The sequence below is a fragment of the Roseateles sp. P5_B10 genome, assembly GCF_056400485.1.
This window is the reverse complement of record NZ_JBFULE010001039.1, coordinates 1-1,580: the sequence shown is the minus strand read 5'-3', so window position 1 is coordinate 1,580 and position 1,580 is coordinate 1. Positions and strand designations below refer to the sequence as shown.

General features: G+C 66.3%; 2 protein-coding genes. Both read right to left on the bottom strand.

What is annotated here, in order from left to right:
- Nucleotides 1–114 (bottom strand): pilin (locus AC1DU6_RS30575; RefSeq protein ID WP_477861842.1); only part of this gene is annotated, 114 nt, incomplete at its 3' end.
- Between the two features lie 242 nt (nucleotides 115–356).
- A partial coding sequence (locus AC1DU6_RS30570; protein WP_477861840.1) for a glutamate synthase subunit beta occupies nucleotides 357–1,580 on the bottom strand: 1,224 nt, incomplete at its 5' end.

Here is a 1,580-nt window from a genome sequence, read left to right as displayed (position 1 = left end):
GTCCTTGTATTGCGGGACAGCCACCGCTGCCAGGATGCCCACAATGGCCACCGCGATCATGAGCTCGATCAGCGTGAAGCCACGTTGAACCTGAGGAGACGCGAATTGGGACATGGGCAGTTCCTGTGGAGCGGCGACGAGGCGATGAGCGCCGGGTAGAAGGACCATCAAGTGGTCGTTTCGGGGCATTCTGCGGCAGCGCCGGCGTGAATGTCGTGCAAAACTGCGCACCTCGACACTGCTTCTCGACGGGCGTCCATGCCGCCGCGACGAACGGCATGCCCCCGTAAGTAATTGCTACGGCGCCATGAAAAACGCGACCCGGAGGTCGCGTTGCAGGAGGCGAGGCGGCGTGCTCAGCGCGGCAGCGTCGTCGAACCCATCAGGTATTCATCCACCGCACGCGCGGCCTGGCGGCCTTCGCGGATGGCCCACACCACCAGGCTCTGGCCGCGGCGCATGTCGCCGGCGGTGAAGACCTTGTCGACATTGGTCTTGTAGGCGCTGGCACCTTCGGTCGAGGCCTTGCCGTTGCCACGCGCATCCTTGTCGACGCCGAAGGCCTCCAGGATGGTGGCGACCGGCGACACGAAGCCCATCGCCAGGAAGGCCATGTCGGCCTTGAGGATCTGCTCGCTGCCTTCGACCTCGGTCATCTTGCCGCCCTGCCATTGCAGGCGCACGGTCTTGACGCCGGTCAGCTTGCCCTTCTCACCGATGAATTCCTTGGTGGCGATGGCGAACTCGCGCTCGCAACCTTCTTCATGGCTGGACGAGGTGCGCAGCTTGATCGGCCAGTAGGGCCAGGTCAGCGGGCGGTCTTCCACTTCGGGCGGCTGGGGCAACAGCTCGAACTGCGTGACGCTCTTGGCGCCGTGGCGGTTGCTCGTTCCGACGCAATCGCTGCCGGTGTCGCCGCCACCGATGACGATGACGTGCTTGCCGTCGGCGCGCAACTGGTTCTTCAGCTTGTCGCCAGCGTTGATCTTGTTCTGCTGCGGCAGGAATTCCATCGCGAAGTGCACGCCGGACAGCTCCCGGCCCGGCACGGGCAGGTCGCGCGACTGCTCGGCGCCGCCGGTCAGCACGATGGCGTCGAACTGGCTCTTCAGTTCGTCGGCGCCGATCGTTTCCTTGGCCCAGTTGGTGACCTTGCTGCCTTCGGGCAGGGCGGCGACCATCACGCCGGTGCGGAACTCGACGCCCTCGGCCTTCATCTGCTCGACGCGGCGGTCGATGTGGGACTTCTCCATCTTGAAGTCCGGGATGCCGTAGCGCAGCAGGCCGCCGACTCGGTCGTTCTTCTCGAAGACGGTGACGCTATGGCCGACGCGGGCCAGCTGCTGCGCCGCCGCGAGACCGGCCGGGCCGGCGCCAACGACGGCCACCTTCTTGCCGGTCCGCACCTTGGCCGGCTGGGCCGTGACCCAGCCCTCGGCCCAGGCGCGGTCAATGATGGCGTGCTCGATGGACTTGATGCCCACCGCGTCGTCATTGACGTTCAGCGTGCAGGCCGCCTCGCAGGGCGCGGGGCAGATGCGGCCGGTGAACTCGGGGAAGTTGTTGGTGCTGTGCAGCAC